The organism is Dendronalium sp. ChiSLP03b (assembly GCF_034531165.2).
GTDB lineage: Bacteria > Cyanobacteriota > Cyanobacteriia > Cyanobacteriales > Nostocaceae > Dendronalium > Dendronalium minutum.
Map to the genome: position 1 here is coordinate 45,683 of NZ_JAVRBR020000104.1, position 23,165 is coordinate 68,847.

The 23,165-nt window shown below is 41.9% G+C and carries 21 protein-coding genes; 6 read left to right on the forward strand and 15 right to left on the reverse strand.

Annotated elements, in window-relative coordinates; genetic code table 11:
• The first annotated feature begins 10 nt into the window (after nucleotides 1-10).
• Nucleotides 11-1,186: an acyl-CoA dehydrogenase family protein gene (locus tag RMY31_RS24390; protein WP_322661070.1), complete on the forward strand. Its 1,176-nt coding sequence runs from the start codon at nucleotides 11-13 to the stop codon at nucleotides 1,184-1,186.
• A gap of 42 nt (nucleotides 1,187-1,228) precedes the next feature.
• Here the strand turns inward: RMY31_RS24390 and RMY31_RS24395 are convergent, their stop codons facing one another.
• The 3 genes from RMY31_RS24395 to RMY31_RS24405 form a co-directional block, all read right to left on the reverse strand.
• Nucleotides 1,229-2,575 (reverse strand): Rieske 2Fe-2S domain-containing protein, encoded by a 1,347-nt coding sequence (locus tag RMY31_RS24395; protein ID WP_322661068.1) that lies wholly within the window; start codon nucleotides 2,573-2,575, stop codon nucleotides 1,229-1,231.
• Between the two features lie 215 nt (nucleotides 2,576-2,790).
• Nucleotides 2,791-3,153, reverse strand: coding sequence for a Lin0512 family protein (locus RMY31_RS24400; protein ID WP_322661066.1), 363 nt, complete (start codon nucleotides 3,151-3,153; stop codon nucleotides 2,791-2,793).
• 146 nt (nucleotides 3,154-3,299) lie between these two features.
• A complete protein-coding gene (locus tag RMY31_RS24405; protein WP_322661064.1) occupies nucleotides 3,300-3,434 on the reverse strand; it encodes a hypothetical protein in 135 nt (44 codons plus the stop codon).
• A gap of 129 nt (nucleotides 3,435-3,563) precedes the next feature.
• On the opposite strand from RMY31_RS24405, the gene RMY31_RS24410 reads away from it, so the two are divergent.
• Nucleotides 3,564-4,583, forward strand: coding sequence for an LD-carboxypeptidase (locus RMY31_RS24410; protein WP_322661161.1), 1,020 nt, complete (start codon nucleotides 3,564-3,566; stop codon nucleotides 4,581-4,583).
• 21 nt (nucleotides 4,584-4,604) lie between these two features.
• Here RMY31_RS24410 and asnB read toward each other — a convergent pair whose 3' ends face one another.
• Complete coding sequence (asnB, locus tag RMY31_RS24415; RefSeq protein WP_322661062.1) at nucleotides 4,605-6,530, reverse strand: asparagine synthase (glutamine-hydrolyzing); 1,926 nt, start codon at nucleotides 6,528-6,530, stop codon at nucleotides 4,605-4,607.
• 347 nt (nucleotides 6,531-6,877) lie between these two features.
• Between asnB and RMY31_RS24420 the strand changes: the two genes are divergently transcribed.
• Nucleotides 6,878-7,270, forward strand: a complete 393-nt coding sequence (locus tag RMY31_RS24420; protein ID WP_322661060.1) for a hypothetical protein — start codon at nucleotides 6,878-6,880, stop codon at nucleotides 7,268-7,270.
• A gap of 231 nt (nucleotides 7,271-7,501) precedes the next feature.
• Here the strand turns inward: RMY31_RS24420 and RMY31_RS24425 are convergent, their stop codons facing one another.
• The gene (locus tag RMY31_RS24425) at nucleotides 7,502-10,099 is read right to left on the reverse strand and encodes a M1 family metallopeptidase (protein ID WP_322661059.1); all 2,598 of its coding nucleotides are present in this window, start codon (nucleotides 10,097-10,099) and stop codon (nucleotides 7,502-7,504) included.
• 327 nt (nucleotides 10,100-10,426) lie between these two features.
• Between RMY31_RS24425 and RMY31_RS24430 the strand changes: the two genes are divergently transcribed.
• Nucleotides 10,427-11,026 (forward strand): gamma-glutamylcyclotransferase, encoded by a 600-nt coding sequence (locus tag RMY31_RS24430; protein ID WP_322661057.1) that lies wholly within the window; start codon nucleotides 10,427-10,429, stop codon nucleotides 11,024-11,026.
• 14 nt (nucleotides 11,027-11,040) lie between these two features.
• Here the strand turns inward: RMY31_RS24430 and RMY31_RS24435 are convergent, their stop codons facing one another.
• Nucleotides 11,041-11,616 (reverse strand): hypothetical protein, encoded by a 576-nt coding sequence (locus RMY31_RS24435; RefSeq protein ID WP_322661055.1) that lies wholly within the window; start codon nucleotides 11,614-11,616, stop codon nucleotides 11,041-11,043.
• Nucleotides 11,617-11,780: 164 nt separating this feature from the next.
• Between RMY31_RS24435 and RMY31_RS24440 the strand changes: the two genes are divergently transcribed.
• Together RMY31_RS24440 and RMY31_RS24445 are read left to right on the forward strand one after the other, a co-directional pair.
• Nucleotides 11,781-11,948, forward strand: a complete 168-nt coding sequence (locus RMY31_RS24440) for a hypothetical protein (RefSeq protein WP_322661052.1) — start codon at nucleotides 11,781-11,783, stop codon at nucleotides 11,946-11,948.
• A gap of 120 nt (nucleotides 11,949-12,068) precedes the next feature.
• Nucleotides 12,069-12,953 carry a hypothetical protein gene (locus RMY31_RS24445; protein ID WP_322661051.1) on the forward strand — a complete coding sequence of 295 codons (885 nt, stop codon included), beginning with the start codon at nucleotides 12,069-12,071 and terminating at the stop codon, nucleotides 12,951-12,953.
• A gap of 71 nt (nucleotides 12,954-13,024) precedes the next feature.
• Here the strand turns inward: RMY31_RS24445 and RMY31_RS24450 are convergent, their stop codons facing one another.
• From RMY31_RS24450 to RMY31_RS24490, 9 genes are all read right to left on the reverse strand, one after another.
• The gene (locus RMY31_RS24450) at nucleotides 13,025-14,962 is read right to left on the reverse strand and encodes a S9 family peptidase (RefSeq protein WP_322661050.1); all 1,938 of its coding nucleotides are present in this window, start codon (nucleotides 14,960-14,962) and stop codon (nucleotides 13,025-13,027) included.
• A 241-nt stretch (nucleotides 14,963-15,203) separates the two neighbouring features.
• Nucleotides 15,204-17,327: a PAS domain S-box protein gene (locus tag RMY31_RS24455; protein WP_322661048.1), complete on the reverse strand. Its 2,124-nt coding sequence runs from the start codon at nucleotides 17,325-17,327 to the stop codon at nucleotides 15,204-15,206.
• A 24-nt stretch (nucleotides 17,328-17,351) separates the two neighbouring features.
• Complete coding sequence (locus tag RMY31_RS24460) at nucleotides 17,352-19,205, reverse strand: CheR family methyltransferase (RefSeq protein WP_409878294.1); 1,854 nt, start codon at nucleotides 19,203-19,205, stop codon at nucleotides 17,352-17,354.
• Nucleotides 19,206-19,478: 273 nt separating this feature from the next.
• Nucleotides 19,479-20,093 (reverse strand): chemotaxis protein CheB, encoded by a 615-nt coding sequence (locus RMY31_RS24465; RefSeq protein WP_322661159.1) that lies wholly within the window; start codon nucleotides 20,091-20,093, stop codon nucleotides 19,479-19,481.
• A 151-nt stretch (nucleotides 20,094-20,244) separates the two neighbouring features.
• Nucleotides 20,245-21,114 carry a polyphosphate kinase 2 family protein gene (locus tag RMY31_RS24470; protein WP_322661044.1) on the reverse strand — a complete coding sequence of 290 codons (870 nt, stop codon included), beginning with the start codon at nucleotides 21,112-21,114 and terminating at the stop codon, nucleotides 20,245-20,247.
• 39 nt (nucleotides 21,115-21,153) lie between these two features.
• The gene (locus RMY31_RS24475) at nucleotides 21,154-21,651 is read right to left on the reverse strand and encodes a hypothetical protein (protein WP_322661042.1); all 498 of its coding nucleotides are present in this window, start codon (nucleotides 21,649-21,651) and stop codon (nucleotides 21,154-21,156) included.
• Between the two features lie 267 nt (nucleotides 21,652-21,918).
• A complete protein-coding gene (locus tag RMY31_RS24480; RefSeq protein ID WP_322661156.1) occupies nucleotides 21,919-22,476 on the reverse strand; it encodes a peroxiredoxin in 558 nt (185 codons plus the stop codon).
• A gap of 175 nt (nucleotides 22,477-22,651) precedes the next feature.
• A complete protein-coding gene (locus RMY31_RS24485) occupies nucleotides 22,652-22,855 on the reverse strand; it encodes a hypothetical protein (RefSeq protein ID WP_409878297.1) in 204 nt (67 codons plus the stop codon).
• A gap of 23 nt (nucleotides 22,856-22,878) precedes the next feature.
• Entirely contained in the window at nucleotides 22,879-23,073 is a 195-nt protein-coding gene (locus RMY31_RS24490) for a hypothetical protein (RefSeq protein ID WP_322661040.1), read from the reverse strand.
• Nucleotides 23,074-23,165: the final 92 nt, after the last annotated feature.

Here is a 23,165-nt window from a genome sequence, read left to right on the forward strand (position 1 = left end):
TGAAAGTCAAATGTCAAAATCTCCCGTTTTAGCAGCTACTACAACATCTTGCCCCAATCTGTTGGAACTGGTCGAGTCACTAGCAGTTGATTTTGCTAGTCGTGCTGCCGCCCACGATCGCGACGGTTCTTTCCCTTTCGAGAATTTTGAGATTCTCCATAAAGCACAACTGTTAAGTCTCACCGTTCCCAAAGAATTTGGTGGTCAAGATGCAGGGTACCCTACTGTCTGTCAAGTAATTGAAAAGATAGCTAGTGGTGATGCTTCTACGGCTTTGGTGTTGACAATGCACTACCTCCAACATGCCAACGCTGCCCAGACTCGTCGTTGGCATCCCACAGTTTACGAACGGCTGTGTCGGGAGTCAGTAGCAGGTATTGCTCTACTCAATGCTGCCCGTGTGGAACCGGAATTAGGCACACCAGCTAGAGGAGGACTACCAGCAACGATCGCCAAACAAACAGACGATGGCTGGCTAGTTACTGGTCACAAACAATACACTACGGGCAGTCCGATTTTAAGTTATTTTGTCGTTTGGGCGCGGACAAATGAAGAGGAACCACGAGTGGGCAGTTTCCTTGTACCGCGTCACTTTCCTGGTGTGAGGATTGAGGAAACTTGGGATCATTTAGGGATGCGAGCTACTGGTAGCCATGACTTGATTTTAGAAGATGTCTTGATTCCTGGAGAATATGGTTTGGATATTCGTCCTCTCAAAGCTTTTGCAGCACCAGATCCACTAAAACTGGCGGGTGTAAGTTTGTGGTTGAGTGCCTTGTATCAAGGGGTAGCGACGGCAGCACGAGATTGGTTAGTTGGGTATTTAAATGAGCGATCGCCTACTAATTTAGGTGTAAGTCTAGCAACTTTGCCCCGGTTTCAAACAGCTGTTGGTGAAATCGAGGCATTACTTTACGCCAACCACCAACTAATTTACAGCTTGGCAACTGACATCGATCTAGGTCAATACGATAGCAAAGTTGGTTTACAAGCGCAAACAGTGAAATATCTGGCTACAAGTAATGCTATTCGCGCTGTGGAAATTGGACTCGAACTGATTGGTAATCCGGGTTTATCCAAGAAAAATCCTCTGGAAAGACATTATCGCGATGTACTTTGCAGTCGCATTCATACACCGCAAAATGATGCAATTTGTTTGTCTCTAGGGAAATCAGCACTCTTGTAGAGACGCGATTAATCGCGTCTCTACTCAACACTTACAACTATTTTAATGACGAGTGTAGGAACGCTCAAACTGAATTTTGATTTTTTGGGCAAGAACTGCTAAACCAACTGACACAAGAGCAGTTGAAACTAATGCTATTTTTAGTTGATAAATATCTACGAGTATAGCCGCAGATGCAAGAGCGATCGCCACTCCTACAAAGATATTTTTCAGCCTATTTGTTAGCCGATAAGCTCGATTGCAAGAACTACAAATTTGTGTATGTTGTAAAAATCGGTCTTGCGATGTTGAATTTTGTTTCAAGTCCTCCATGCCAAGATTTTTTGCGGAAGAATAGCCTTGATAAAATGGCAAAGATGTACCAAATTTATCTAGCCACTTGCGATATTCCAGCACCAACGTGTCAGACGTTTTGAGCGGTAGATATATTTCTTTCAAATTTTTTCCCAAACGCTCAATTTGTGCTTGTTGTTGCACAACAAGTTGTAAATCGCCTTCCAAGATTTTGTTTCGCAACAAGACGTGATCTAACCAACGAGGTGCATACTTAATTTTCCAATTGAAAAAGTTACCATAATTTCTGAGTAAAATTCGGCATTTATCTTTACCGACAGGGATGGAATACAAAGCTATCCCACCAAACCAACCTCGTTGTTCAACCTTAATTTGATAAATAATTAAGTTGGGAGCAATGAAATCTAAAAGATTCCAAGGCTGATTGGGTGTACGTATCTTCTTATATCGTCCACGAATTCCTTGATATGAGCTTTCAATAACTTCCATTGCCAACGGTTGGGCATCTTCTCGATTGCCCATAATGCCATCATGGCTAATAGGAATGTGAGCTGGGTCGATAACGTTTTCGATGAAATAGCCTTGATTGTAAGGGAGGTCACGCATGTAGTCTATTGTGACAAATCCCGGTTTTTCTAAATCTGCTAGGGTGGGGATAACATCATCAACAGCAGTTTTATTTTCTTCCGCCCACATCCACACGATACCTTGGTGTTCTACAACTTTAAAAGATGACACGCAAGCATTAACAGGAATTTTGGCATCAGCAGGTAACTGAGGAATGTGCAGGCATTTACCATCTGTACTAAACTGCCAACCATGGTATGAGCACTCAATTTTGCCGTCTATAACTTGTCCGTCGGAGAGTCTAGCTGCACGGTGAGGACAACGATCTGTTAAACAAACAAGTTGTCTATCTTGATTTTTGAATATGACAAAAGGTTCGTCGTACAAGGAAAAGCTATATGAACGGTCTTTTGGCAAATCTTGAACAAAACAGACAGGATACCAACATTGCCGCCAGTTAAATTCTTGCTTTTCTTCAGAGGTATCATAGTTAGAAGTTGGCGGTGTCTCTATTTTTAATGTCATCATATCCTCCTGTTGCGATTATTTTATCTGTCCTTATATATGTTACATAAACAATTTTTAGACAGAGAGAGTCTCAAGAGATAGTTATATTTTTGACAGCCTAATATTGCAAACTAAATACTTTTGATATGAATAGCGTGAATGCTCCAGAACTGTTGTAAATAAACTTTTATTCTTGTCCTCAGTTGGATCTAAAAGAGCGATCGCAGTTTTAGCTATTAATTTTCAACCAGAACTGTCACAGCTGCGATCGCTATCAACATTTCATCATTTTTATCGTTGAGAGATTCAATAGCTCGTCCCTGCACCACCATTCCCCCGAATTCAACGGTGAGGGTTTTTTTGCCAAAGGGTAGTACGGCTAGTACCTCGTCTTCTCTAACTTGTTCTGGATAGGGGACTGCAACTTGGACTTCCACAATCATGTCATTGGGGTCACTTAAACCAGCGACTTCCCAAACACCAGGTAAAGCATTATGAGCGATCGCATTACGTACAGCTCTAGCTGCTGCTATTGTTGGCTCTTGTCCGTGCTGATCTATTCCCATACCCATCTCGATAATCAAGCGTTTACGATTCACAACTACCACCTAGAAATCTTTCCTTTTCACTTTATCGCTCAACAAACAAGCAGCATACTCTCTGTGAGAGGGATTATTAAGTCTTTGGGTAGAGCATGGTTACTTGTGGGGAGCAGAGGAGGAAAGTATAGGTGGTCAAATATTCTTTATTGCACTTCATCTGATATCCCAGAACCGTTATCTTTAATAGGGATGGCAATGTAGTTTTGACTAGCTAACACTTCAGTACAAATTAATTGCTTAGGAAGTTTCAGGGTTTGGTGAGAGTTTATAGCTGGCACAAAAGCATCTTGCGTCCATATGAATTACGAATTAGTACAAGTACGGTCATCCCGTAACTTTAGTGTTCCAAAACCCACGCCGACTCTTGCTGTCCCCATTTGAATGTGGCAAATGTTACTATAACTGCCATCATGATTAATCGCCGACAATTTCTTACAACTTTGGGGCTTGCTACCTTGGGCACTCAGATGCCACCATTGATTGCTCAAGGAGAGCTATCCCCAAACACCATCCTCAAACCATCCCGCCTGCAAGTGGGTGATACAGTGGGATTAATCGCCCCTGCGGGTGTTTTTGAACCCAAATATATCGAAGTAGTAAAGCAATATCTCAAAGAGTTAGGATTAAAAGCTAAACTTGGGGCGCATATTTTAGACCGCTATGGCTATTTAGCTGGTAAAGATGCCGATCGCGCTGCGGATGTAAATGCAATGTTTAGCGATCGCTCTGTTAAAGCGATTATAACTGTGCGCGGTGGTTGGGGCTGTAACCGAATTTTACCTCTACTCAACTATCCTTTGATTCGCTCTCATCCCAAAATCATCATGGGATACAGCGATATTACATCCCTGTTGTTAGCAATTAATGCCCGCAGTCAGATGATTACTTTTCACGGCCCAGTCGCTACGTCTACCTGGAGTCCGTTTATGCTCGATTATCTCAAACGCATTCTTTTTGATGGTGAAGCAGTGACTATGCAAAATATCAACACTAGCGAAGTGCGAGTCGAGGCAATAGCACCAGGAAAAGCGAGGGGTAAACTTGTTGGTGGTAACTTGTCGGTGCTATCAGCAATGGTGGGTTCACCTTACTTGCCTTCCTGGTACAAAAGTATCTTATTTGTCGAAGATACAAACGAGGATATCTATCGAGTAGACCGGATGCTGACTCAATTAAAAAATGCTGGCATACTGAACCAAATTTCTGGCTTTATTTTTGGACAATGCACTGATTGTAGTCTGGGAGATGAACCATCGTTTACTTTAATGCAAGTATTGCAAGACCACATACTTCCTTTAAGTATTCCTGCTTGGTATGGTTCTATGATTGGTCATATTAAGGATAAATTTATCTTGCCAATCGGTTTAGAAGTTGAAATAGATGCTGATACTGGAACAATCGAGTTGTTAGAAGCTGCTGTTAATTGAAATCATTATTTCCAGAGGTGTTTATGCAAGTCCGAATCTTTCTTGCAAAACGCAAGCACTTAGCATTCTGAGCAAAAGAAAGTCTGTGGAAGTGCGTTGATTTTCATTCATTATAGGTAATTGGTTAAGTAATTGAATTATTGCTGCTTGGTTATAGAAGGGCACGCGAGACATTACCGAACTCCGGAGAGTATCTTGGATAAGTTGCTGTAATGCTTCATTGGGATTAAAAGTTGAAGGTGGAGCAATAAATGGATGTTTTTGGCGATTATAGACTGTATCTGTGATGAATGGCTTTGCTGCTTCTCGCAAAATATATTTTTCGGTAAGACCATGAATTTTCAGTGAAATGGGCATATTACGAACTAATTCCACAACTTCACGATCCAAAAAGGGTAGCCGTCCTTCAATAGAATGTGCCATTTCAACACCATCACCTAACATCCGTAAAAGGTAATTAGCTAAATTTGTTTTTGACCATAAATAAAGCGATTGATTTACAGGCTCTCTTCCTTTGAGTTGTCCTTGTACATCTATTTGATTAAAAAATATGCGATATACATCCTTTTCTTGGAATTGGGTAATAAATTCTGATGAATAGAAAGGAACAGAACTGAGATGTCTTTGAGCATAAGCTTGCATCCAAGCAGGGGTATAATCTAATAAGCGCTGAACACTATTTAATCTCGGAATTGGTTCGTTTTCGGCAAAAAGCAAACCAACTGAGACTTGATTTTTCTGCTTCAACTCTTCTAATAGAAGTTGTATAGTTTCCTCATCTTCTCCATGTTGATTGTGGAGTAGTTTATCTTGCCGAAAATGAACATATCCCCCAAAGATTTCGTCTGAACCTTCGCCTGTAAGTACAACTTTATAGCCTGCATCTCTTGCTGCACGACTTAAAAGATACTTAGCAGTGGTATTAGCATTAAGACATAGCATTTCGCAATGCCAAGTTGCATCGGCAAAATTATCAGCTATGTCTTTTTGACGAATCGGAATAACCTGGATATTAGCTCCAGAATATGCAGCTGTTTCCATAGCGATCGCTTCTTCGTTATAAGCTTCATGTTCAAAAGCAATAGTAAAAGCTTGCATCGGTTCGGAACTATGAGTTGCTGCTATTCCTAACACTGCAGATGAGTCAAGACCGCCACTAAGATAACAACCAACTGGCACATCAGCCCTTAAGCGCAATTGGATAGCTTCATCTAATGTATGGCGCAGCTGTTCGATGTAATCTTCTGGGCTGGATTGAGGTAAATCATGAATTGGAGGGTAATCAAAATCCCAGTAACGATGCAGGCGGATACCAGAGCGGGATGCTAGTAAAAAATAACCAGGTGGCACTTGATTAATATTAGTGTATAGAGTGCGGTCTGGAGATAAAACTCCCCAAGTATCTTGCCAGAAAGATTCGCGATCCCAAGCAGCTGGTACGCCTGCGGCAAACAAAGCTTTGACTTCGGAAGCTAAATATAAAGTATCGCCATAAATAGTGTAATAAAGTGGTTTGATACCAAAGCAATCGCGTGCTGCAAATAAAACTTCATTGCGTTTATCCCAAATTATAAAGGCAAATTCACCCCGTAAATGATGCAAGCATTGTGTTCCAAATTCATCGTATAGATGGAGGGCAATTTCACTATCTGAGTTAGTTGTTAGCTGATATCCCCATTGCTTTAGATCGCGCTGTATCCGCTCAAAGTCATAAAACTCGTTGTTGGCAATAATATATAGAGTTTCATCTTGATTAGTAATTGGCTGTTCGCCGCCGATTAAGTCAATAATACTGAGTCTTCTATGCCCTAAAGCAACTCGGCGATCGCCAGAAATCCAGAATTTTTGTCCATCTGGGCCTCTATGTTTTAAGCAATCCATCCCCAATCTCAAAGAAGACTCGGAAATTGGTTCTTGTGCTGAAAACATTGCCACTATGCCACACATAAATTCACCAATTAAATTTGCAGAATTTTATCTAGGGACTGGTTTATCAATGACAAACTCTCCAAAATTCGGAATTTGACTACATTTTCTTAGAGAATTAAAAGCCCCACCTTAAACACATCCACTACAATAGCGAGAGGCAAAGGAGTAACATCATCCTTCTTGAGAGAGGTATGACAAAATTTTTCAACTTTCTCAGACAGTTTGATGACAAAGTAGAGTAATAAATTTTGGGAATTTATATAGTAATACTCTAGACGATCGCACTTTAAATTCAGTGCTTATACCGTGTTATAACTGCTTTGCTTATGAGTAGAAATATAGGAAATCTTATATTTTCAAAGCAGATGTTTTATAAAATAGGCGGTATGGTAGGTGCGATCGCTGTTTTATTGAGTAGCGGTGTTGCGATCGCTGAAGATATTGGCGTAGCCATTACCCAAGATGCGGAAAGATATGTCACAGTAGGACATGACAAGTTGGGTAATCGTATAGCTCTGGACAAGGAAACTATTAGAGGTACGACATACAAGCTTTATGGAATGTATAAAGATGGCATCTTCGAGACAACATTCCATGCATCGTGCCAAGAATCACGCCTGTTTCTCAATCACATCGCTATTTACAGTTCACAGGGACAGCTACTTCAAGAGGATAATAAAACAGGAGAAATACCTTTTGTAGCCAATTCTTCACCAGGCAAAGCAATGCAAATTGTTTGTAAACAGATTAGTAAGTAATTCGTGAGGCAGTCCGGTCTTCTCCCAAGGGGAGACGCTAAGAGCGATGGTGGTTCCCCCAAAGAGGAACTGCCGTTAGCGTAGCGTTAGCGAGCTTGCGAGCGTCACCCGAAGGGTAATTCGTAATTAATTCATTGATAACTGTTATAAGGCTAGACGCAAAAAAAGTTAAAGGGCAAAGGAATATTCTTCCCTTGCCCTTTCCTGTTTACCCCTTCCCCTTTCTTGCAACTATGATTTGGCTTTGGCCTCTAAATTTTCCAGGCGGCTTACGAGTTGTTGGTTTTGTTGTTTGAGTTGGTCGAGTTCCTCACGCAAACTACGTAGGGCACTTTCTGTACCAACATTTTTTTGGACATTAGCCATCGCTTCATCAGCTTGGCGGCGCACACGTCCATCTGGTGTTTGGTCAGCTAGCGATCGCAAAATCGCACCCGCTTTGGGAGTTTCCATTTGTCCTAATGCCGCCACCACGGATACTTGCGTTAAAAAGAAGGTTTCTTTCGCTAGTTCTGCTAATCTTTCTAAAATTCGTTCCAAGTTGACCGGACTTTGACCTACAGAAATCTTTCCTAAAGCACGAATTGTAGCCAAACGCAGTGGTTGTGGTACACCCAGTTTGGTGTATTCGAGTAGCAGATTTAAAGCTGCTTCTGAAGTTTTGAGTTCAGCTAAACCTGCAACTGCACCACTCCGCACTACTTCATTCCAACCCGCCCTTTCTTCTAAAACAGATTTCAGCAGCTTGATAACCTTTTCTTCTTTGGGCTTTTCTTCTAAGTTACCAGATGCGATCGCTCCAATAGTATGAGCAGCAGCAGCTTCCACATAATAGCTAGGATCGCCGTCTTGCAACAGTCCTTTCACAGCCTTATAGCTTTCATAGGTTTTGATTTTAGCAAGTGCTTGCACTACAGCTCGCCGCACGAGAGCATTTTTATCTTGCAAACCAGAAACTAACCCATCAAAGGCTTGATCCAATTTGATTTCTGCCAATTGTTTCGCTACTTCAATGCGTACACCCCAAGATGGATCGTTTTGCAGTGCCGCTGACAGTGCTTTAATAGGTTCTAAACCGCCTTTTTTTGCCAAAGCTTCCGCCGCATAGATTCGGGAAAGTGGGTCGGGGTCAAATTCTAACTGCGCTTTCAATTCCGGTACTGGATACTCCAAAGACACAGTTTTTAGGAAATGATTTCCCACATCAAAGCTGATAAATAGCGGCTTTTCTTGCAATGGGAAGTAGAAGCTTTGTTCGCGTTCATTCACCCGCACTGTGAAAGTGCTGAGTTTTGAATCAGTGGTAGTTTCGTTCTGCTGAGTATAGCCAAAACCTATGGGGATTCTCAGGTCAAACAAATATTTATTGTTGTCTGCTTGGGCTTGGGTTTGAGTTACTGTCACTTTTGCTAAATTAGCGTCCCCATCCCAAGAGTAAGTCACTTTAAAATCAGGATGACCGCCGCGATAAACATACTGGTCGAAGAGGAATGCGAGATTACGTCCAGTCGCCTTTTCAATTGCCCGTAGCAAGTCTATTGTTTCAACAGTTTTGTGAGCATTATCCCGGACAAATGTTTGAATTGCCTGCCAAAACAATTCTTCTCCCAATTCCGCCCGAATCATGTGATAGACACAAGAACCTTTTTCGTAGATGTGGCGGTCATAAAGTTCGATCGCTTCTCGGTAAATATGCGTTACCATTGGACGACGGTAGCGACTGCTATCTTCGCCCAAATAACTACGAGCTTCCAATAACCGATAGTATGCCGCTTCTTCTAAGCTATATTCATGTTCTGTCCACATCACCTCAGAGTAGGAAGCCATTCCTTCCTTAATCCAAGCATGAGACCAATGTTTAATTACTACCAAATCGCCAAACCATTGGTGTGCCAGTTCGTGAACAACTAAACTTTCTGTGGTGCGGTTATCTAAGGCGGCGCGTTCATCCAGCAGACATCGGTCTGTTAATAGGGTTGTGGAGGTATTTTCCATTCCACCAAAGATAAAGTCGTCTACACAAACTTGGGCGTATTTCGGGAAAGCATAGGGATAACCATACTTCTCGCTCAAAAATTCCATCATGCGGGGAGTTTTGCCCATACTGAGTTTGGCATCTTTCTCCCGTTCCTTTTCTACGTAGTAGGTAACTGGTTTTCCCTGCCACTCATCGCAAATTTCGGCAAAGTTGCCTACTGCCAAAGTCATCAGGTAGGTAGGATGAATTTGTTGCTGTGACCAATGGTAGATTTTGTCATTACCATCTTTTTGGGTGTCAATCAGTTCGCCGTTGGAAATGGCAATCAAGTTTTTGGGAACGCGGACGCGAATTTCGGAAGTAGATAATTGTCCTGGATAGTCAAAGCAGGGAAACCAAAAACGCGAGTCTTCATCTTCTCCCTGAGTCCAGACCTGGGTGGGCTTGTTGGGGTAGTGTTTGTCTGGTTGAATAAAGTAAATACCGCGTTGGGGTTTTTCTACAGAGTAAGCGATCGCAATTAACAACCGTTCACCAACCTGTGTTGGCTGGGACAGTTGGATAGAAAGCTGTTCTCCATCGTAGTCAAAATTTTGTGACTCCTCATCCACCTGCACAGACTGGATATTCAGATTGACAGCATCCAAAGTCAAACGGTCAATGCCATTGCGGATCGGCAATAGGCGAATGTTACAACTGCCGTGATAACTTTGGTTAGCGATATCCAAGCTGAGGTCTAGAAAAATATGCTCTACCTGTCCTGGGCGATCCGGATTGTAGTGCGGTCTAGCTCCCGGTAATTCAAAAGATTTGTGTCCGTTATTGTCTGTATCAAAATAAAATTGCGACATGGATGTTTACTGACCTTTTAATCCTAAAAAGTTTATCTGGATATATTTAAAAAAAATAGCGCTATCTGAATTTATTTCCCACATCTTGGGGAGTGGGGATTTTTAAGAGGATGGCACGCAAAGGAGTAGGGCAGAATAACAACTGACAACTGTACGGGCCCAAGGTATTGCGCCTCTACTGACAACTGACTATTGTACAGACGCGATTAATCGCGTCTCTAATAATGACCAATCACCAAAAACTACGGTTTAGCTATCGGAATAATGTTGTATTTCTTAATATTAATATGGTAATATTATGCTCGTAGTGAATACTTCTAGGGATAGATGAGCAATCAAAGTGGACACTCACACCATAGCTGGGTGCAACCTCATAATCCTGCAAATATCAAGTTGAAACTGCTACAAAAGCGACCTCAAGAGCCGATGTTCTACTATTTTGCTTACGGTTCTTGCATGTGTCCGGTGGATTTGAAGCGATCGCTTGGCGAAAATACCCATCCTTATGTCGTCGGGACTGGAATCTTAAAAGACTATCGATTAGGGTTTTATGTTTGTTCTCCGACTCGCAATTGTGGCGTTTTGGATATAGTGAAAGACGCTAAGGCGAACGTAAAAGGCGTACTTTATCAGCTACCCTGGCGGCTGAGTGAATGCCTAGATATACGTGAAGGTGTTTCCCAAGGGCTTTATTGTCACGAAGTAGTAGATATTCACTGCCAAAATCAGGTTTACAAAGATGTTCGCACCTATACTGTAGTTAACAAGCTTGCAGAAGAAATCGCGCCGAATGATTGGTACTTTAACGTTGTCTTACGGGGTGCCATTACCTGTGGACTACCAGAGGAATATTGCTGGCACTTGTTTAATCATATGTATCAATTGCAACAGCGCCATCAAGACACGCAAATAGTGCGATCGGCTTAGCAACAATTTTTATTTCAACGAACAAAAGTAAAGCTGGAAATCACTTTATCAAATACCTCTTTATTAAAGATATTAGTAGGTCGTCCTTCTTCAATTTCAAACGGAACCGAAACAGTAATTAGATGTGTGTGTTTAGGAGTAAAGAAAGACACATTTTTATTAAAACCTAAAGTGTCAGAGGTGTAACTAAGTGCAGTTTGGTTGGCTACTTTGATATTTTCAAATTTATCGGCTGTGGGATTGTCTTGTTTTATAACATTGGCTAAACTACGGTTTCTAGAATTAACAGATTTTATATAAATAGTGATACTGTTGGGTAATTCTGTAGGCACTTTATTTTTTACCAAACATTGTGCTTCAGCAAAACTATTAGGGTCAAGTACTAGCAGTTGATCGCTGCGAAATGCCATTGTTCTATAGTTGTTTGGGATGCTAAAGCGATAGCCAAGTTTTTCTTGACGAATGATTCGAGTTTGCGGTACAGGAGGCACTATTTTCTTGTGGGGACATTGGGCCTGTGCAATATTTGAGGAAGCAACAAGAGTAACGCTTGCTAATGCGAATCCTAGTAAGATCAGTTTGAGTTTCATAATTCAGTTTATGGCTACTAAATTAAATAAACAAAAAATTTAGACTTGATTACGGAAACGATATTAGGACTGACGCACACTCTACAAATTATTGGCGGTAGTCTGCGGCTTGCCGCTGCGCGTCTACGATAAATGAAGCATAATAGCGATTTATGCGTAATATCATGTCCGCTAAATTAGTTGTGATACGTCATTGCGTTGGCGGAACGCCTTCCCGTAGGGTACGTAACGAAGTGAAGCAATCGCAAAACCCTTGTAGTTGCTTAGCTTCTGTCGGTGCGATCGCAAAACAATACCAACTAGATAAAAATGTTAATTTTTATACACACTAGTTAAATTAAAAACATAAAATATAACAGTATATTAGCTTGACATAAATATACAATCAGATTCAATGTTTGAGTTGAACTCATGTTTTAGATCAGATTTGGCATTTACTACAGGATATTGTGATGAAAAACTGGAATCGGTTATTTTTAGGCTTAACAAGTGCTTGTTTAGCAGTTGGATATTCAAGTTTGTCAGCGAAAGAAATTCCTCTGGAGAATCTGCAATCCTTAAACAAGGAGTTATTAAGCCAAAAATCAGAAACAAACCCAAACGTCAATGAGTATCTAGAGAAAAACAAACCAGAAAGTTACAAATTTTTGCAACAACAGTTACAGGGAGCTATTGAGAATGCTAAAAAACCAAGCCAAGATAAAGTAATAAAAAATCTTTGGTCATTGTCAACAAGTAATTCTCAAATAAAATCGCGAGAAAATAACGGTAAAGTTGAATATTTGATGGCAAGTTGGAAATATGTAAAAAATCCCAGTGAGGATTGGAAAATAGGTTCTAAAAAAAGTATAGAAAATCAGACTTGGTTAACAGCAGTTCCTCAAGTGAAAGAATTTTGTCAAAATTGTAGAGGAATAGGGATAAATGTTCCTGGCAACATTATGCTTTCGCTCAGGTTACAACAGTATTTAGGTTTAATTTTAAATAGAAACTCAAACAAAACGCATTTTGTAGAAATGTGGGTCAAAGCCGAAGACTTAAGCAGACCATGTATTGACCCAGAAATTAATGATTCTATTTGTCAAGTTTTACCTATACCTGTACCTGCAAGTTATCCTGTTTTGCAGCAGATATACACAGCTTCTTATGCAGTTGGCAGTCAAGAAAATTATCCCTGGACAGGTTTGGGTTATACCTACGATTGGGGAAAGACTAAAAAACCTCATGAAGGAGCTAGCGAGTTTATCATTAACGGAACTAAAGAAAAACCGATAGAAGTAGAAGTGGTTTCCGTGACAACTACACAAAAATATTGTAATAATCAGTACTTAAAATAAGGACTAACCAAGCCCTCCGAGCAAGGCAGTCCCAATGATAAGTCTTCAACCGGATATGATATAATTCCTACCTACAGATTTTCAATTACTACTGATTTGATTGGTTCAGCAAGTTCAAAATTGAAAATACGTGAATAGAAGTAGAGTTCTGCTTCTAGGGAGGATTTGATATTTTCGGCTTTGCGGAAGCCATGCTGTTCGCCTTCAAAGGGAACATAAGCCACAGGCACACCTTTAGCGCGCAAGGCTGTAACCATTGCTTCAGTTTGGTTGGGTGGAACTACCCGATCTTCTAGCCCTTGGAAAAAAATTACTGGACAGGCAAGACGGTCAGTAAAATTGATTGGCGATCGCTGTTGATAAAGTTGACGCTGTTGGGGATAAGCACCAATCAAACGATCCAAGTACCGCGACTCAAACTTGTGTGTATCTCGCGCTAAGGCTTCCAGGTCGCTGACCCCGTAATAGCTAGCACCGGCTTTAAAAGTATTGCGGAAAGTTAAGGCACAAAGCGTTGTATAACCACCTGCACTTCCCCCAGAAATTGCCAGGCGATCGCCATCAACTTTTCCTCGTTCCACCAAATAACGCGCACCAAAAACGCAATCATCCACATCTACGATTCCCCATAGACCATCTAATCTTTGTCGATACTCCCGTCCATAGCCCGTACTACCGCCGTAATTTACATCAAGAATCGCGATGCCTCGACTAGTCCAATACTGGATGCTCAAGTTGAGGCTACTAGAAGTTGCTGCGGTTGGGCCACCGTGGCTTTTGACAATTAAAGGAGGTTTCTCACCTTCAGGAGCGGTGCGATCGCGGTTTTGCGGTGGATAAAATAAAGCATACGCTATTTGCCCATCGGCTGTCGGGTACTCTATTGGCTGAGGCATGGCAAGATAACCAGCATCAATTGTCACATCACTAGAACGACGTAGAACTTCCACTATTCCAGTAGTTAAATTTAGTTGCACAATAGCTGTTAACTCAGTCGGAGAACTTCCACGAAAAACCACTCTTCCTGGAGTTGCCTGGATAGCCCCAATTTCGGTGTATGGTGTTGCCAGTGGTTTCAGTTGACTTGTAGTCGTGTCAAGACTAGCTAAATGCCAAGTACCTTGCTGAGTATAAGTGCAGATAATACGATTAGCTGACTCGAAAGCATAAGTAGACATACCCAAAAGCCATTGAGGACGACCAAACTCCGCTTTCATGTCCGTCAGCGATTCTACATTCCCATCTTGCCAGCGATATATATTCCACCAACCTGTGCGGTCAGAGATAAAGTAAAGGTTCCCATCCGGCGACCACTCTGGCTGAAAGATGGATTCATCTAAACCACCCGCAATTTGTTGAGTATCTCCTAAAGAGCCATCTGTTTTCACTTCCCCAACCCAAAGTTGAGTACCATCCCATGGCATATTTGGATGGTTCCAGGTCAGCCAAGCCAAACGAGATCCGTCAGGGCTGAGGCGGGGCGAAGCATAAAAGTCGTTCCCAAATACTAGCAGTTGGGGTTGGCTATCTTTCTTTAGTTCTATACTGACCAGTGTATTGATAGCCTCGCGTCCAGCAATTGTACGATCCTCACATACACAAATAATTCGCTGACGTTGGCGGTCAAAAATACCATCTGCATAGCGCATAGCTGTCTCAGGAGTGATGGCTTGTGGTTCAGTACCAACATCCTGACGATAAATGCGTTGGTCGGCAAAGTTAGTAAAGAAAACAGTGCCATCAACCACGAGGAAAGAGCTACCGCCATATTCATGAACGCGGGTACGCACATTGAAGGGAGCAGGTGTGACATCTTGAATTTGACCATTTGCAGTCCGTCTTACTACCACAGTTCTGCCTTGCTCTGAGGGTCGTAACTCGCTCCAGTAAATGTCTTCGCCATCGAGAGCAATTTGCCCCAGTCCAATTGTACGTGCGGTAATCAAGTCTGTTGTGATGGGCGATCGCCAAGATCCATAAGATGCAACCTCTGGTTTAATCATGTTCATGCGGCTACCTGATTCCAATAATTAATGTAATTATCGAACTCCTCATTGCCTATTGTTTGACTTAGCCGTTCGCCCCTACTTTCAAGTCAGAGGCACAGGGAGCAGAGGGGCGGAGAGCAGAGGGGTAGGGAAAAATGGCGTTGCATAACAGGGGGATGAATTGGGGTAAGCAGGGAGAGAATTTTAGAAGTTGCTAAATCATCCCGCAACTATGCAACGCCGAAAAATTTCAACTCTTCACTCAGCATTCAGCACTTGGTATTAGTATCTGCTGTACAGAGTTTAACAATTCATTAGCAGTGAAGGGTTTTGTTAAAAAACCGTGGATACCATTACCTATAGCTTGTGCTAAGGCTTCAGCAGATGCCAATCCACTCATGGCAATAATTTGCACTTGCGGGTTGATGATTTGCAAGGTGCGGATTGCAGTGCCTCCAGCCATTGATGGCATCATCATATCCATCAGCACTAGTTTAATCTCGTCTTTGTGCTGGGTGTAGAGAGCAAGGGACTCAATGCCATTCTGAGCAGTCAATACTCTATAGTTGTGAATCTCCAGTGTAGTTTTGGTAATTTGAGTAATTGCTGCTTCGTCATCGACAACTAAAATTAATTCTCCTTGTCCTACTGGCAATTGTGTCTTGTGTACTACTGGGGCTATGCTGCCCTCGCTGCTGGGCAGGTAAACTTTAAATTTACTACCAACTTCTATCTCACTGGATACTTCTACAAAACCACCGTGGTTGTTGCTAATGCCAATAACTATAGACAAGCCCAAACCTGTGCCTTTACCCACTTCTTTAGTGGTAAAAAAGGGGTCAAAAATCTTATCGATGATTGCTGGGGAAATGCCTACTCCGGTATCAGTGACAGTAATTACAATGTAGCGACCAACTTTTGCCTCGATGTGCTTTTTAGTATAGTTTTCATCAAGAAATAATTTGCTAGCTGAAATATGCAACCTACCGCCGTTGGGCATAGCATCACGAGCATTGAGTGCTAAGTTCATTAACACTTGATGCAGTTGGGTGCTATCTCCTAGAACAACACCTAGGTCTGTTGGTATAGTTGTATTTATATCAATGCATTTAGGAAATGTGCATTTAATAATCTGCTCAACATCTTCTATCAACTGCGATATCGGCACGATTGTGCGTTTGCCTTCACAATTACGGGTAAACGATAAAATTTGCTGGACTAAATCAGATCCCCTTCTAGCATTAATTTCCAGTAACTTCAACATTTGTTGTGAATTTTCATCAATTTGCAGATGTTTCTGGGGTAACAGTTGAGCCACTGTCATCATCGGTGTCAGAATATTGTTCAGGTCGTGAGCGATACCGCTAGCAAGAGTGCCGAGGCTCTCTAAGCGTTGGTTGCGAAAAAGCTGAGTTTCGAGTTGTTTTTTCTCGGTGATGTCAGTGTCAACAGTGAGGATAGATTTGGGTATGCCTGCGGGGTCGCGCATTAGTGTCCAGCGACTGGCAATAACAATCGTTTCATCATATTTGTTGACTTTGCATAACTCACCCTGCCACGAACCATGCTCAATAACAGTTTTTAGAGCTGCTGCAAGTTGAGGTGAAGTTTCTTTTGTGACTCTAATTAAAAGTTGCTCAGCGTTCTTTCCTAAAACTTCCTCTGCTCGCCAGCCGTACACATTTTCTGCACCCTTGTTCCAGAATAAGATTTGATTGTGCAAGTCTCGCACGAAAATTGCATCTGCTGTGATGTCTAATAAGGCCGCTTGTTCGCGAATTTTCTGTTCTGTTCGGTAGCGATCGCTTATATCCCGCAGCAACCAGCGTAAACTATTTGTGCCTTCGCTATCTGCTTCTGTAATGGCAGCTGTCACTTCAGCAGGAAAATCTATGTTGCCGTCATTGTGATACATCCATAACTCTTGTCCGCAGATTTGCCCCTGCTGTTGCAACCGCTGTACCATCTGACGAAATTTTTGTCGTTCTGGTTGATATATAAAGACAGCAAGTGGTTTGCCGATCAAGTAAGATTGACGCACATTGAATAACTGCGCTGCTGCATAGTTCGCTTCCTGGATAATGCCAGTATCATTGGTCACTAAATATGCATCTGGAGCAAAGTTAAATAAATCTTGGTAACGCTGGCGTTCTGCTTCCACAAGCTCGCGGGTAGATATCAATTCCTCATTTTGTTCTTGTAGCTCTTCTGTGAGGGCATGTAGTTCTTCTAAAGAAATGGAGATTTCAGCGATCGCTTCTTGCAACAGTTCTACAGGATAATCCTGCTTACTTGAATGATTTTCAGGTTTAGAAGCACGTTGTAATAGATTTTCTAATCGCTGATGCGCCCCTGTAATTGCCTGTTCCAAATTGTTCTGTGTCATTTGCCTCCCCCCTTCTGCTGGCTGTTACTGCTGCTGTCGCCGTTCCTCAATTTCTTGGGTAGAAATCATACTACTGACTCTTTCTACATCCACCATCATCAAAACTGCTCCTTCTACCTGTGTACCAGTCAGAGGAGTGATAGCGATATAGCATTTGATGTGTCTGCCTCGACGATTTGTAGCATCTAGGATCATTTCTTGGAACTGGCTTTTGCCGGATAGAGAATCGCGGATGGACGATCGCAATTGCTCAACAGGTAGACCAATATCGAGACTGAACAAAGACTTTTCTTGTACTTCGTCTTTTCGCAATCCCCAAAGATCCTCTACCATGTAATTCCAAATTAGTATGTTAAAGCTATTATCAATCACCACTATTCCCGTTTGGAGACTTCTAAGGATAGAGATGAGAAAAACATTTGTGCGGTTGAGTTCTGTTGTGCGCTGACTCAACTCGTTATTAATTGTCTGCAATTCTTCATTGGTAGATTGCAGTTCTTCGTTCATCGTCTCTAATTCTTCATTGGTGGATTGCAGTTCTTCGTTGGTGGTTTCTAATTCTTCATTGGTGGATTGCAGCTCTTCGTTAGTGGTTTCCAAATCCTGCTGGGAAGGTTGTAGCGCTTCTTGAAGTTGAATGTAGCGGGTGACATCATGAAAAGTGATGCTGACACCTAAGAGCGTGTTGTCGGTATCTTGCAAAGGCGTAATCCCCACATCAAAATATTGCATTTCTGCGTTGGATATATAACGTTCCACATTTGTCAGCCTGATGGGACGGCGTTCAGTATAAGCTCGTTCAATTAGCGATCGCAGTTCTATTGGTCGATAAGAGAGTTCCAAATCTTGAAAGGGACGACCTAAATCTCTGGGGGAGAGGGCAAACAAAGTGCGTGCCTGCTCATTTGCTAGTATAAGTGTACCACTAAAATCGATTACTACTTGGGCAAGTGCTGTCGTATCAAAAGCCGAGTCTCGCAGTCGGATGTGCCGAGATAAACGGCTGCTAGATTCATCATCTCCTGTATGGGCCATAACTAGCAGGCGATCGCGCAGATTGGTTGTCGATACTTTAGTAAATATGCGATTTTTTATGTCTAGGGGTGTAAAAAGATTGCTATGCAACAACAGCATCTCTGCCTTACCCAAAAAAAGATAGCCCGTATCATTCAGCGCAAAGTGAAACCGAGCCAAAATCCGCCCCTGAGTTTCAGAATTAAAATACATTAATGTGTTGCGACAGACCAACAAATCTAAGCGAGAAATTGGTGCATCTTGCAGTAGATCGTGGCGACCAAAAATTACCGAGCGACGTAAGTCTTGGCGAAAGACATAGTTGTTACCAACGGTTTCAAAATATTTCTGCCGCAGTTCTGCTGGTAAAACCTGGATATCTTTAGCTGAATATGCCGCTTGGCGAGCTTGGTTTAAAGCTTCTCGATCTACATCTGTGGCGTAGATTTTCACCCGTTGGCGAAATTCCTCTGCTCCTAACAGTTCAACCATCAGTATTGCTAAGGTATAAGCTTCCTCTCCCGAAGCGCAGCCAGCACTCCAGATCCGGATCTGGTCAGAACTATTTTTTCGTCTAATTAAATTAGGCAGTACTTGTTCTGCCAGATACTCCCAAGCTGAAGCATCTCGCAAGAAGCCACTAACGTTGATTGGGATAATGTTGAATAAAAAGTTGAATTCTTCAGGATGGACTTCTAGGTAATCTAAATAATCCCCAAAGTTTTCTAAATTCAATGACTGCATTCGTTTGCGTACACAACGCATCAAAGTTGAACGCTTATAACCTGTGAAATCAAAACCTCGGCTTTGTCTGAGATATGTCAGTAGATTTTCAAAGTCGGGATCTCTGTCTGTGGATGTCATAAGGTCAGGAAGGGGGCAGAGGGGAGGTGTTTTTGGGCTTTCTTGTTAAGAGCGTTAGACCAACGAATTTGGTCATCAGGGAGTAATATTCCTCATTGGAAACTTGTGAGATGCTTCAAAAATTTTCATAGCTGAATCAAAAGCCATTTAATACACTTTCAAGTCTTTATGACTTTTGATTGGTTCTCTTTCCATCTCCCCTTGTCTCCCTGCTCGCCCAGTTCAATTCACGACGATCTCATTATGAGCGCGTTGCTGCCCTTTTCTCCCCCATTAAGTAACTAAAGTTACTAATATTGCTGATATTTCATGTACAGGCAGAATGAAATCGACATCACCGGTTTGAATAGCAGCAAAGGGCATTCCAAAAAACTCGGCAGTTGTTTTGTCCTGAGCGATCGCAATGCCGCCCATTTTTTTGATTGCCTGTATGCCCATAGCCCCGTCGCTGCCAGTGCCAGTTAGCACCACGGCGATCGCTCGGTCTTTGTAGCTAGCTGCAACAGATTCAAATAACAAATCAGCTGAGGGACGCACGAAATGTACTAATTCTGACTTAGTTAAAGAAAGTGTGCCATCGCTGTTGACTAAGAGGTGACTGTCGGGTGGGGCAATGTAAACTGTTGCTGGAGCCAGGTAGTCTCCTTCTTGCGCTTGCTTAACTCTCAGAGAAGTCTGGCGACTGAGGATTTCTGCCATTAGCGAGCGATGCTGGGGAGCGAGATGTTGGACAACGGCGATCGCGGCTTTAAAATCTTCGGGCAATCTTGATAGTAGCTCCGTCAGAGCAGGCAGCCCACCCGCAGAAGCTGCTAAAGCGACAACATCAAAGGCAGTGTTAGGAAATTGAGGTGGATGATTTTTGGCATTTTCTGCCATTTCTGTCATAATTTCTTGGCTGTAACTATCAGCCAAAGTCTTTCGTTACAAATAGATATAAAAGAATTTAAGTTTTAAAATTCACTTATGACCTTACAAATATTATGCATTCTTTTACAGTACTCAGCATTTTTTATATTTAATTCTTAAGTTGTTCGAGTTAATCCTCTTGCTCCAGCATAGACCTTGCTTGCACAAGCTGCTGCTTATATTCATCACTGACAGTGGGATATTTTAAATTGAGTTCTTTTAATTTAGTGCAGATAATATCAGATACTACCAGACGTGTAAACCATTTGCGATCGGCAGGAATGATATACCAAGGTGCCCACGAAGTGCTAGTGTGATTAAAAACCTGTTCGTAAGCATCCATATAATCATCCCAGAAACCTCTTTCACGGGCATCGCTGACTGAAAATTTCCAATTTTTTTCTGGCGAGTCAATCCGAGCTAGAAAGCGTTTTTTCTGTTCCGCTTTGGAAACATTGAGAAAAAACTTGAGAACAATGATACCATTATTCACTAAATATTTTTCAAAATTATTGATTTCTTCAAAGCGCTGTTTCCATATCTGATTTCCTTTAAGATTTTCAGGCAGTTGTTGCTTTTTAAGAATTTCTGGATGAACCCGTGCTACTAGCACTTCTTCATAGTATGAACGGTTGAATATACCAATACGACCGCGTTCTGGCAAAGCTTTCATGTTTCGCCATAGGTAATCATGGTCTAATTCTTCGTCACTTGGAGCTTTAAAACTAAATACCTGAAATCCTTGGGGATTCACGCCAGACATTACATGTTTAATTGTGCTGTCTTTGCCAGCAGCATCCATAGCCTGGAAAATAATTAGTAATGCATATGTGTTTTGAGCATAGAGAATATCTTGGTATTTTGCTATTCGTTCAATATCTGTTTGCAATTTTATGGCTGCATCGTTTTTTTCGGTAAAATCTATCTTATAAGCTGGATCGTAGTTTTTTTGCAGAGAAATCTTTGAGCTTGGCGGAACAATAAAAGCATCATGATTCATATTAATTTAGGCTTTAATTACGAATTACAAAATATTTACTCATGAAAAGTTCTTCTTTTTTAATTTTGGCTGCTTTGGAGTAGGACGCATTGCTTCTCGACCCAAGATAAACATTCCTGTTATACCCAAACAGACAAACCAAATATATTGATGCCAAAAATGCTGAATCTGTTCAACTGCATTTAGTTGTGCATGTAACGTATTTAAATAAAGCAGCAGCACGAGTATCATCAGTGCCCCAAAACCAACAAAGCATAAACCAACACGAATCCGTGCAGGTCGCAGTTCCCAGTCGTTAATTTGCTCTATATCAATTTCTGCTAATTCCTTCAAGGAATTATCTGCCAATGTTGAAGCTGCTTGCAATCTGTTGCTCAGCTTTGACGGTAAAATTGGCACCAGTGTTGCTACGGTAGGGCGACGTAGCAAACCTTCAGTGTCTCGTAATAATTCCAATGGTTTGCGAGCAGTAATTGGCTGAGCAAATTCTATGTTGTCTGTAGCTGCTGGGGCGGTAGCTTTGCTTTCAAAATCCATAGCACGCTTTAAGAGAACCGGGATATAAATAGCCTAGCGAATCAATTAGGGGACTGGGGATTAGAGACTAAGGAAGAAGAATAAATATTTTCCCATACCGCAAATATTTTTGTTCATCTACTAATAAGTAAGTCGGTGTAAAAAATTAAAAGTTTGTAGTAAGCGCTTTAGCGCTTACTCAGATCCAAGCACAGAGTTTTACTTTTCTTTACATAGTTAGGTTTATTCGCACCGACTTACTTAACGTTTGTATATAAGTATGACTTTCTAAGAGGCTGAGAACTGCAATTTTTCGAGTTGTGCCAACACCTCTGTGCTATGAATGGATGGGTTGACCTTGACAAATGTCTCGCGCAAGATGCCTTGAGGATCTATGATAAAACTATGGCGCATGGACACGAAACCAATCCAAGAACCGTAGGCTTTACTGACTGCGCCAGTAGTATCAGCCAACAAGGGGAATTTTAGCCCCTCCGAATCGCAAAATTCTGCGTGGGAGTCAACATCATCAGCACTAACGCCAATAATCTGAGCGTTTTTCTCTAAATATTTGGGTAAATCTTGCTGAAAACGACGAGCTTCGATAGTGCAACCAGCGGTAAAGTCTTTGGGATAAAAGTAGAGAACTACCCACTTACCACGCAAGTCAGATAATGAAATTATACCATTACCTGTGTTGGTTGGCAGGGTAAACTCTGGCGCAGGTTGATTAATTGTAGGGAGTTTGCCACCTAAAGCAATAGCGTCAGGGACAAAATTCAACCAACTAATGACAGCAAAACAGCTGGCAAATAATAAGCTCAAAAAAGTGCGACGGAACATCATCGTGCAGACCAAAAATACAACTTCACATAAGTTTACCTTGTCTAAAAGAAGCTACCGCCAAAAACTTTATGTAAGTGGGGAGTAGGGAGTAGTAAGTGGGGGAAATACTAGTTTTCTGCTGTTCATTGGAGGCTAACTTGAAAAAGTGATGAGTTAGGAGTTAGAAGAATTGCTATTATCTCTGCCTGCCTCCCCTGCTCCACGGCAGTTGCTCTACTTGGGGAGCCACCCCCGTGGCGGGTCTCCCGACTTGTAGACACTTTGCGGCTTCCCGCAGGATGGGGAGTGGCGTGAAACTCCAAGACCCTACCCTGCGGGAACGTGCTTGAGCGAACGGGTGACGCTCCTGCGTCGCTAACGCTGCGCTAACGCCAGTCACCCCAACTTTTAATCAATACTTAGTTAATATAAGTCACCTTTTATCTTGATTTTTCCTACAGCCCTACCGACTTTCTCCCATGCTCTAGCGGTATCAGGGTCTTGCCAGTCGGTTCTAAGATCCTCAGCTTTTTCGTAACAGACTTGAGAAAGTATATCTAATACACTGGATAGGCTCATACCATCAATCATCGTTTTTATATCATTTTTGTCGTACATGTTTACAACTCCACAGCAACATTCTGTTAAACAAGTTAAAAAAAGTTGTTATTTACCATGTTCGGTTGTGATAATAGCCGAAATCATGTTAC

Bases quoted from the DNA above. Each gene is read 5' to 3' on its own strand.
- RMY31_RS24420 (WP_322661060.1), top strand. From the start codon at position 6,878: ATGTTTTATAAAATAGGCGGTATGGTAGGTGCGATCGCTGTTTTATTG.
- RMY31_RS24430 (WP_322661057.1), top strand. From the start codon at position 10,427: ATGAGCAATCAAAGTGGACACTCACACCATAGCTGGGTGCAACCTCAT.
- RMY31_RS24470 (WP_322661044.1), bottom strand. From the start codon at position 21,114: ATGAATCATGATGCTTTTATTGTTCCGCCAAGCTCAAAGATTTCTCTG.
- RMY31_RS24475 (WP_322661042.1), bottom strand. From the start codon at position 21,651: ATGGATTTTGAAAGCAAAGCTACCGCCCCAGCAGCTACAGACAACATA.
- RMY31_RS24480 (WP_322661156.1), bottom strand. From the start codon at position 22,476: ATGATGTTCCGTCGCACTTTTTTGAGCTTATTATTTGCCAGCTGTTTT.
- RMY31_RS24435 (WP_322661055.1), bottom strand. From the start codon at position 11,616: ATGAAACTCAAACTGATCTTACTAGGATTCGCATTAGCAAGCGTTACT.
- RMY31_RS24465 (WP_322661159.1), bottom strand. From the start codon at position 20,093: ATGACAGAAATGGCAGAAAATGCCAAAAATCATCCACCTCAATTTCCT.
- RMY31_RS24425 (WP_322661059.1), bottom strand. From the start codon at position 10,099: ATGTCGCAATTTTATTTTGATACAGACAATAACGGACACAAATCTTTT.
- RMY31_RS24455 (WP_322661048.1), bottom strand. From the start codon at position 17,327: ATGACACAGAACAATTTGGAACAGGCAATTACAGGGGCGCATCAGCGA.
- RMY31_RS24390 (WP_322661070.1), top strand. From the start codon at position 11: ATGTCAAAATCTCCCGTTTTAGCAGCTACTACAACATCTTGCCCCAAT.
- RMY31_RS24490 (WP_322661040.1), bottom strand. From the start codon at position 23,073: ATGTACGACAAAAATGATATAAAAACGATGATTGATGGTATGAGCCTA.
- RMY31_RS24440 (WP_322661052.1), top strand. From the start codon at position 11,781: ATGTCCGCTAAATTAGTTGTGATACGTCATTGCGTTGGCGGAACGCCT.
- RMY31_RS24460 (WP_409878294.1), bottom strand. From the start codon at position 19,205: ATGACATCCACAGACAGAGATCCCGACTTTGAAAATCTACTGACATAT.
- RMY31_RS24395 (WP_322661068.1), bottom strand. From the start codon at position 2,575: ATGATGACATTAAAAATAGAGACACCGCCAACTTCTAACTATGATACC.
- RMY31_RS24445 (WP_322661051.1), top strand. From the start codon at position 12,069: ATGAAAAACTGGAATCGGTTATTTTTAGGCTTAACAAGTGCTTGTTTA.
- RMY31_RS24450 (WP_322661050.1), bottom strand. From the start codon at position 14,962: ATGAACATGATTAAACCAGAGGTTGCATCTTATGGATCTTGGCGATCG.
- asnB (WP_322661062.1), bottom strand. From the start codon at position 6,530: ATGTGTGGCATAGTGGCAATGTTTTCAGCACAAGAACCAATTTCCGAG.